The 8983-nt window shown below is 65.2% G+C and carries 10 protein-coding genes; 7 read left to right on the forward strand and 3 right to left on the reverse strand.

Translation table 11 applies throughout. The features are described 5' to 3' along the window. Positions 1-12: 12 nt before the first annotated feature. Both CH286_RS00270 and upp read right to left on the reverse strand, forming a co-directional pair. Positions 13-861, reverse strand: a complete 849-nt coding sequence (locus CH286_RS00270; protein WP_255182526.1) for a DUF2797 domain-containing protein — start codon at positions 859-861, stop codon at positions 13-15. An 80-nt stretch (positions 862-941) separates the two neighbouring features. After that, complete coding sequence (upp, locus tag CH286_RS00275; protein WP_032376845.1) at positions 942-1565, reverse strand: uracil phosphoribosyltransferase; 624 nt, start codon at positions 1563-1565, stop codon at positions 942-944. A 133-nt stretch (positions 1566-1698) separates the two neighbouring features. Here upp and CH286_RS00280 point away from each other — a divergent pair, with 133 nt between their 5' ends. The 5 genes from CH286_RS00280 to CH286_RS00295 are packed head-to-tail and all read left to right on the forward strand — an operon-like array spanning position 1699 to position 5118. Further along, on the forward strand, positions 1699-2031 hold the full coding sequence (locus CH286_RS00280; protein ID WP_032404789.1) for a type VII secretion target: 333 nt from the start codon (positions 1699-1701) through the stop codon (positions 2029-2031). Between the two features lie 5 nt (positions 2032-2036). Next, entirely contained in the window at positions 2037-3167 is a 1131-nt protein-coding gene (locus CH286_RS00285) for a C40 family peptidase (RefSeq protein WP_094608011.1), read from the forward strand. Next, the gene (locus CH286_RS00290; protein ID WP_094608012.1) at positions 3164-3517 is read left to right on the forward strand and encodes a hypothetical protein; all 354 of its coding nucleotides are present in this window, start codon (positions 3164-3166) and stop codon (positions 3515-3517) included. The genes CH286_RS00285 and CH286_RS00290 overlap by 4 nt, the downstream gene beginning before the upstream one ends. Next, positions 3514-3828 (forward strand): YbaB/EbfC family nucleoid-associated protein, encoded by a 315-nt coding sequence (locus CH286_RS27705; RefSeq protein WP_176458085.1) that lies wholly within the window; start codon positions 3514-3516, stop codon positions 3826-3828. The genes CH286_RS00290 and CH286_RS27705 overlap by 4 nt, the downstream gene beginning before the upstream one ends. A 15-nt stretch (positions 3829-3843) precedes the next feature. Next, positions 3844-5118, forward strand: a complete 1275-nt coding sequence (locus CH286_RS00295) for a primosomal protein (RefSeq protein ID WP_176458086.1) — start codon at positions 3844-3846, stop codon at positions 5116-5118. Positions 5119-5140: 22 nt separating this feature from the next. Here CH286_RS00295 and CH286_RS00300 read toward each other — a convergent pair whose 3' ends face one another. Further along, positions 5141-6265 (reverse strand): adenosine deaminase, encoded by a 1125-nt coding sequence (locus CH286_RS00300; RefSeq protein ID WP_094608013.1) that lies wholly within the window; start codon positions 6263-6265, stop codon positions 5141-5143. Between the two features lie 245 nt (positions 6266-6510). Here CH286_RS00300 and CH286_RS00305 point away from each other — a divergent pair, with 245 nt between their 5' ends. Both CH286_RS00305 and CH286_RS00310 read left to right on the forward strand, forming a co-directional pair. Next, on the forward strand, positions 6511-8013 hold the full coding sequence (locus CH286_RS00305; protein WP_032376840.1) for an APC family permease: 1503 nt from the start codon (positions 6511-6513) through the stop codon (positions 8011-8013). Between the two features lie 19 nt (positions 8014-8032). Beyond that, positions 8033-8887, forward strand: a complete 855-nt coding sequence (locus CH286_RS00310; protein WP_094608014.1) for a universal stress protein — start codon at positions 8033-8035, stop codon at positions 8885-8887. Positions 8888-8983 lie beyond the last annotated feature (96 nt).

The following is an 8983-nucleotide window of genomic DNA, read 5'->3' on the forward strand; positions in this document are numbered from 1 at the left end:
GGACCCCCGGAGTCAGAACAGGGCCGATTGCACCGCGGGCAGATCCGAGGTGAAGGCACCGAGTTCTATTTGCCGACCTTTGAGTGCTGCCAGATCCACGACGTAGGTGTCGTCGTCCACAGTGGCGATCACCGCCTGCCCGACGCATGTCCTGATTTCGAGTCCATGAGCTCCGGTCGCGACATCCGCGGGGTAGGTGACGCGACTGACGTTCTCGCTCAACGCTTCGCGTCCGGCGGGTGGCGTCCATCGTTCGTCGATCGGGGTGCACCCTGCGATGCCCGCGCCGGTCAGCATCTCGCGGACCTGCTCGGCCCGGGCAGCGGTGGCGGCGTCGAGCTTCTCGACGTCGATCGGTAGACACAGCGAGGCCGCTTTCGCCGCGGATCGCACTGCTTGCCGAAGCCCCATCGACTCGGTCACGAGATCCTCGGCCACCCGAACAGCTTTCCCGTCGTCGGCGTGGGCGACGTACCGCGCACAAATGGCTCCTTGCTCGGCGAGCCGGCCCCACTTACGTGTGTCCGCTGCCGTCCCGATCTTGAAGGTGCCGTTCGCGAATGCCGCCAGATAGAGCCAATGCGGTTGCATGACATGCTTTTCCAGATCACGCGAGACGAAGCCGCTGCGATGCACGGTGTGCACGAATCGAAAACTGTCCTTGTCGGCGCAGGTCGCGCACTGGCCCGACGCGACGGCGCGCTCCAGGCCGGGGCACGGCACGTAGCACGGCGGGCCGTCGGCCCGAAATGCCATGCGCCCGGTGCAGTACCGATCGGTCGAAGCACCCGGCGCGCGGTAACCGAATGTGCGGCCGACCAGTTCGTGAAACTCGATATGCTCGGTGTCGACATCGAGCACCCGTAATCTCGGGCGGGGTGCAGGTGCCGCCTCCGAGGGCCAGGAGACCCCGAGGACCAAGCGGGCGGCGGTAGCGGAGGTCAGCGCGGACCGAACTGACGATCGCCTGCGTCACCGAGGCCGGGGACGATGAACGCGTTCTCGTTCAGGCCGTCGTCGATGCTCGCTGCCACCAATCGGACCGGCAGGCCCGAGGCTTCCAGCGCGGCAACACCTTCGGGAGCGGCCACGACGCAGATGGCCGTAACCTCCGCCGCACCGCGACCGACGAGCAGTTCGATCGTGTGCACCATGGACCCGCCGGTGGCCAGCATGGGGTCCAGCACGTATACCGGCGTCTGCGACAGATCGTCGGGCAAGGACTCCATGTACGGGACGGGCTGATGCGTCTGTTCGTCCCGGGCCATCCCCACGAATCCGACGCGGGACTGCGGAATCAGACTGCTGGCCTTCTCCACCATGCCCAGACCTGCACGCAGAACCGGTACGAGCAACGGCGGGCGTGCCAGCCTGGTGCCCTCGGTCACGGCGACGGGGGTGCGCACTTCGAAGGTATCGATGGCGGCGTCTCGGGTGGCCTCGTAGACCAGCATGTGGGTGAGTTGACGAAGAGCCGTCCGGAACGTGGCATTGTCGCTGCGCTCGTCCCGCATCGTGGTGAGCAGGGCTGCGGCCAGTGGGTGGTCGACCACGTGTGTTTCCATGCCGTCCAGGATAGGACTTCGGTGGTCGGACGCGAACGGCAAGTCAGGGGAACCGAATGGCGGGCACCCGCGTCGAACCAGTTGGGCGTCGCACTCGGCGGCCCTGAATCGATTGCTTTCTCAGGGGGCACTGATGGCCGAACTCGTCGTCGACACCGAGGGGGTCCTCGCATACAGTGCGGTGGCGTCGACCATGGCCCAACAGATCGCCGCGGCGGGCGCTGCCGCTGCTGCGTGCGGTCCAGCCGTGCTCGCACCGGTGTTCGGCCTGATCGGACAGGAATTTCTCGGTGCTGTCACCGGTACCCATCTTGCGCACACCGACGCCGTGGTGCGCTTGGCCGGATCGGTGGCGAGCATCGGTTCCGCGGCCACGGCATCGGCGGTGTCGTACGCCCTCACCGATGCCGGCACCGGAGCAACCGTCGCGGGCTCGGCGGCCGGTATCGCGCCGGACGCGCGGTAACGGCCATGATCGATCTGTTGGCCCGTCCGATCGTCGACCTGCTCGGTGCCTTCGGCAACGGAGCGGTTCCCACCGGGGGTCCGGCCGATGTGCTTCGTGTGTCTTCGGCAGCGATCGAGGCGGCGCAGGGAGTCGGCAGGGTCGCGATCACCGAGCTCGCCGCGAATTGGAACGGTGCCGCCGCCGACGCCGCAATTCGATACGCCGAGAACGCACACTCGTCCGCGATCGCCCTCGCGGACCACGCCGACGACATCGCTGCCGTCGTCGATCAGGCCTGCCGCGATACCAACCAGGGTTTCCTCGAACTGCAGGCCATCGCGGCGTCGTTCGTGGGCATCGCACTCTCGGCCGGACCGATCATCGCTACGCCGGTAGGGCAGACCATGCTGATCTCGGCAGCCATCGAGCACCTCGAGCGGGCTCTGGTGGTGGTTGCCCGTGTTCGAGCCGAATTGGCCGCGCACACTGCGAAAGTCGGGACACTCGCCGCTCCGCCGACGGTGCCCGCACCTGTGGGCGGAGGACCCGTACCTGCACCCGGATCTTCCTCGAATCTCATGACCTCACCTGCCACGTCGCAGGTGATCGAGGCCAGTGAGAAATTGGCGAAGACGTTCGCGCAGTCGTTGTCCTCCCCTGCTACCGGAGCCGACCTGCCGGGTGGTGGCGGCGGTGGCGCACTGAACTATCTGGGTGATCCGGCCGCCGATTCTTCCCGGTCGACCGACAGCGCCGGTCGCGGCGTCGAAGTGCGGTTGCCCGACGGCAGTATCGTCACCGCACCGAACCCCGAGGCCGCGGGTGCCGTTCGTAGTGCATTGACGCAACAGGGCGTGCCCTACGCGTGGGGCGGTACCACTCCGGGCAGCGGGCTCGACTGCAGCGGATTGACTCAGTGGGCGTACTCGCAACAGGGCGTCGAGATCCCCCGTCTGGCGCAGGAACAAGGCATCGGCTCGGCCGTGGCACCGGGTGAGGTGATGCCCGGCGACCTTGCGGTCTGGGACGGCCACGTGGCCATGGTCATCGGCAACGGCCAGCTGGTCGAAGCCGGAGATCCGGTGCAGGTCGGACCGATCCGAACGACCAACAGCGGTATGGGCTTCAAGGGCTTCTACCGTCCGACCGAATGAAGGGCCGGCCAGTGACGGACTCGGACACCACCGTTGTCAGTGCGGTATCGGGAACCAGATCGGGATCGGTGACAGTGCGCTCCACCGAACACGGGCTACCGATCGCAGTTGCCATCGACGAGCGCGAACTGCGTTACGGCGGAGGCGCATTGGCGGCGACGATTCTGCAGCAAAGCGAGCGGGCGAGCGCCGCGGCCCGCGCCCAGCGCCGTACCCTGCTGGCCGAAGACGGCGTTCCTGCCGACGTTCTCGATCGCCTCGGATTACCCACGAGCGCCCGAGTGGCCGCCGATGCGAACGAGGACTCGGCCGAGGATGTCGCCCCCGCGAGTTGGTTGAGGCAGGCATGACCCACACGCACACCACCGAAGTCGACGCTCTGGTCGGCGGAGCCCAGCACCGACTGGACACTCTGCGCGAGACTCACGAGCGACTGGACCGCGTCAGGTTTCGAGTCACCTCTCCGGACAACCTGGTGACCGTCGTCGCCGATGGATCTGGTGCCATGGTCGAACTCGAACTCGCCGAGAACCTCGGATCGGTGACCGCTCGCGTACTCGCGTCGACGATCACCTCCGTGGCTGCCGAGGCCGCCGCTGGGGCACTCGACCACCGCGAAGGCATCCTGCAAAGTCTGCAAGCGTCGTTCACAGACTCCTGAGATAGGCTTCGCGCCATGGCTGGAGACATCATCCCGATCGAACTCGGTCTCACCGCCGGTGACTTCTCGACACTGTGGGCACCGGAGTGGCGAGAAGGCGACGACGAGTGGGAGGCATTCCTCGGACACGAGGAAGATCTGTACGGATTCTCGACCGTCGCAGAGCTCGCGGCGTTCGTCCGATCCGACGACGACAACGATCTCACCGACCATCCGTCATGGCCGGTGGTCTCCGCTCTGGCGGCGTACGAGCTCGAGCCCGACGATCTGCATCGCTTCGATCTGGTGGCCGTACCGGAGCTGGTGGCCTCGGACCCCGAAGCCGACGTCCTCGCCGAACTGCAGGCAACCTTCGACATCGTCGCCTCCATCGGTGACGTATGCGAATTGCGGCCCGTCACAAGCTTTTTCGGAACCAATCCGTTCGTGGGGGCAGTCGGCGGAGGCGTCGAGAACTTCCTCGGTCGTGAGGGAGCCGAACTGTGGGATCGCATCGGAGCGGCGGTTGCCAAACACTGGGACGACGTACTGGACGCAGTCGACTCCATCGTCACCTCGCCCGACGTCGATTCCGCTGCCGTTGCCGTAGCAGAAGCCGAGATCACAGCAGCGGCGGAGAATGCCGTCGACGCCGATGACGCCACGGACGACATCGACTCCGATTCCGACGACGAAGACGAAGACGACGATTCCGAAGACGACGATGTCGATCGTGATCCGATCGCCGCGGCGGCCGCCGAGGAAACGTTCTGGACCACTGTCGGCATCGATCCGATTCGCATCATCACCTCGGACGACACGCTGTACACCCTGCGTTGCTACCTCGGCGACAAACCGGTGTTCCTCGGCCGCGGCGGTGCGATCAGCGTGTTCGGCTCCGAGCGCTCGCTCGCCCGGTACCTGGCCGACGATCACGACCACGATCTCGCTCAGGTCAGCACGTACTCGGACATTCAGACCGCCGCCATCGACGGCTCGCTCGACATCACAATCACCGACGACAACGTGTACGTGCTCCCCGGCCTGGCCGACGATCTCGCCGAGGGCCCGACTGCGGTCGATGCCGATCAGCTGGATCTGGCCGTCGAATTGTTCACCGATGCAGCCGATTTCGCCGAAGACACATCCGTCGAGGAGGCGCTCGCCACGTCGACGCCGTTGGGCTGGTACGTCTCGTACACCCTCGAACCTAGTCCCGATCGACTCGCTCCGAGCGCGCCGTTCGCCGTCGAGGCCGAAGCATGGCGCGCGCTCGAGCGCGAGTTCGAGGGCCGGCTCCGCAAGAAATAGCGACCGGCCCTCGAGCGGAGGGTCAGCCGATCAGGACCGCATAACCGGGCTTGATGACGTCGTCGATCAGCGCCAGCCGCTCGTCGAACGGTAGAAACGCGGACTTCATCGCATTGATGGTGAACCGCTCGAGATCGCTCCAACCGTAGCCGAACGTCTCGACGAGCTTGACCATCTCGCGACTCATCGAGGTGTCGCTCATCAACCGGTTGTCCGTGTTCACGGTGACCCGAAAGCGCAGGCGTGCAAGCAGATCGAACGGGTGTGTCGCCAAGGACTCGACCGCCCCGGTCTGCACGTTGGAGCTCGGGCAGAGTTCGAGCGGCATTCGCGTGTCACGAACGTATGCAGCCAGCAAACCGAGCGTGGCCGAGCCGTCGGCCTCGCGGGTGATGTCGTCGGTGATCCGAACTCCGTGACCGAGCCTGTCGGTCCCGCAGAACGCCACCGCTTCCTGAATCGACGGCAGACCGAACGCTTCGCCCGCGTGAATGGTGAAGTGCGCGTTGCTCGCTCGCATGTACTCGAAGGCATCGAGGTGGCGGCTGGGAGGAAAGCCCGCTTCGGCACCGGCGATGTCGAAGCCGACGACACCGCGATCGCGGAATCGAACCGTCAACTCCGCGATCTCCCGCGAGCGAGCCGCATGTCGCATCGCGGTGAGCAGGGTGCCGATCGTGATGTTCTTGCCTCGTACCTTGGCTGCGGAGATCCCCGCCTCGAAACCTGCGAGGGTATGGGTGACGACCTCGTCGAGGGTCAGTCCGCGTTCGAGATGCTGCTCCGGGGCGAAGCGCACCTCGGCATACACGACGCCGTCGTCGGCGAGATCCTCGGCGCATTCGCGCGCTACTCGAAACAGTCCCTCGGGTGTCTGCATCACGGCCACCGTGTGCGCGAACGTTTCGAGGTAGCGCACCAGCGAGCCGCTGTCGGCGGACTCGCGGAACCATTCGCCCAGTGCAGCGCCGTCGGTGGCGGGAAGCCCGTCGTAACCACACTCGTCGGCCAGTTCCAGCACTGTCTGCGGTCGAAGTCCGCCATCGAGGTGATCGTGCAGCAACGCCTTCGGAGCTGTCCTGATCGACGCGAGATCGAGTGGCGCGCTGCCACCGATCGAAGACTGTGTGTTCTCCGTGGTGCTCATGTGTCGACGGTAGCGCGCAGCCCGTACGTACGCGCGTCCGCCGGAACCCCTCGGCGAGTCCGCGGATTCCGGCGAACCCTGCTACTTCTGCGACCCATTTCGTTGCATTGTTACCCCAATGAAAACAATTCCGTCGATACACAGCGAATCGGCGACGGAAATCGTAGTGTTCATCCAACACACGCGACCGATTCTGTCGGGTCTCCTTCCGACGTCCTCGGTCGACTCGAACCTCGGAGAGACCTATGTCGATTGCGGAACCGCCGAACACCATTCCGGGTAAGGGACTCAACACCGGCGCTCTCGGGTTGGTCGGCAACATCGTCATCGGACTGTCGGCGGTGGCGCCGGCATACAGTCTGGCCGCCACCCTCGGCTACGTCGTCCTGGCCGTCGGCGACAAAGCACCGTCGATGTTTCTCATCGCTTTCGTCCCGATGCTGCTCACGGCCTTCGCCTACCGAGAATTGGGACGCGACACCCCGGACTGCGGAACGTCGTTCACCTGGGGCACCAAGGCATTCGGCCCGTGGGTCGGCTGGATGGCGGGATGGGGGCTGGCAGTCTCGGCGATCATCGTGCTCGCCAACGTTGCCGAGATCGCTGCCATCTATCTGTTCGAGTTCCTCGGTCTGTCGGACTTGGCGGAGTCGACTGCGGCCAAGGTCGCACTCGGTTCGTTCTTCATCGTCTCGATGACCTACGTCAGTTTTCGCGGCATCCTGATCAGCGAACGCATGCAGAACGTGCTGCTGGTCGTGCAGTTCGGTGTGCTCATCGGAGTGTCGGTGACGGCACTGGTCAAGGTGGGGACCGGCACCGCCGGACCTCAGGCCATCACGCCCCAGTGGAGTTGGTTGGTTCCCACCGGGGTGACGATGTCCGACGCGGCCCAGGCCATCATCCTGTGCATCTTCATCTATTGGGGATGGGACGCCTGCCTGGCCGTCGGCGAGGAAACGAAGGATTCGGAGAAGACGCCGGGACGTGCCGCGGTGATCACCACGCTGATCCTCGTCGCCACGTACGTTCTCGTCGGATACGCCGTGCAGTCGTTCGCCGGCTTCGGCGATACCGGCATCGGCCTGAACAACCCGGACAACGTCGACGATGTACTCACCATTCTCGGAGATCCTGTCGCCGGCTCGATCGTGGCGTCCTTGTTGTTGCTGACCGTCTCGATCTCGGCGCTGTCCTCGACTCAGACGACCATTCTGCCCACTGCCCGAGGAACTCTGTCGATGGCTGTGTACGAGGCCATTCCCAAGCGGTTCGCCAGCGTGCACCCCAAGTACATGACCCCTGGCTTCGGCACACTCGTGATGGGGGCCGCGGCCCTGCTGTTCTACCTGGTGCTCACCTTCGTCAGCGCCAACGCATTGCAGGATTCGGTGGCCTCGCTCGGGCTCGCGGTCGCGTTCTACTACGGCATCACCGCGTATGCGTGCACCTGGTACTTCCGCCGGACGCTCTTCTCGTCCGTCCGAAACCTGTTCATGCGCGGCATCTTTCCGTTTCTCGGCGGACTGTCGATGACGTGGGCGTTCGTGCAGAGCGCAATCGACATGATCAAACCCGACTACGGTTACACCGTCTACGGACCGATCGGCGGAGTGTTCGTCCTCGGCGTCGGCATGCTGGTACTCGGAATCCCGCTGATGCTGCTGTGCTTCGTGGGCAACAAGGACTTCTTCCAGGGCAAGACACTCACCGCGTCCACCGAAGTCAAGGTTCCGGACACTTACTAGAAGAGAAGGACCGAAACTCATGAAGATCACCGTCGGCTACCTCGCCACTCCCAGCGGCGACGACGGCGTAGCCCTGGCCATCGCCCTCGCTCGTGCTCTCGACGCCTCCATCGACATCGTGCTGGTCATGGCCGTGGACGAACCGGTCATGGAAGGCAGCGGACCGTACCGAAAACTGCTGGAGGCGAAAGCGAAGGGTTGGGTGGACGACGCCGCTGCCCAGGTCCCGTCGGGCATCGCGGTCACCACCCACGTGCTCTCGCACGAGTCTTTCGCCCGGGCCCTCATCGACTTCGCCGTACAGAACGATGCCGACATGATCGTCGTCGGCGGCGCAGGCGACGGTCTGTTGAATCGGCATTCGATCGGGTCGGTTGCCGGTCAGCTTCTGCACGCCTCCGAAGTGCCACTGGCACTCGCACCTCGGGGCTACCGGCTCTCCGACGCTCCGATCACCGACCTCACCGTCGCTGTCCCCACCCGGGCATCGGCACCGAATCCGTTGCCGTTCGCGATCACTCTTGCCAGCGCGGCGCACGTGCCGGTCCGGTTGGTGTCGCTGGTGTCTCTCGAACCGACCGGAGCACCGAGCGACGAGACCTCACTGGACACGCGTCGACGACAGGTCGCGGCCGCGCAGGAGAATCTCGAGCACGCGGCCCGCACTCTCCCCGATATCGACGGCTTGCAGTCGATCGTCGCCGACGGGTCTTCGTTGGACGAGGCCATGGGCAACCTCGACTGGAAGCCGGGCGATGTGCTGTTCCTCGGATCGAGTGGGTTGGCGAGCCCCAAGCGGGTCTTCCTCGGATCGAGTGCGGCCAAGATACTGCGGGCCGCCCCGGTTCCGGTGGTCGTCGTTCCGCACGAGTAGACGGTATGGAGGTCTTGGCTGGGGCCTCTCCGCATGTAAGCGTGGGTTGCCGACAGGAGTGGGTCCTGGCCGGTAGAGCCACAGATGTGGGAGGCC

Origin of the sequence: Rhodococcus sp. WWJCD1 (genome assembly GCF_002258735.1) — a bacterium.
In the GTDB taxonomy this organism is placed as follows: Bacteria; Actinomycetota; Actinomycetes; order Mycobacteriales; family Mycobacteriaceae; genus Rhodococcoides.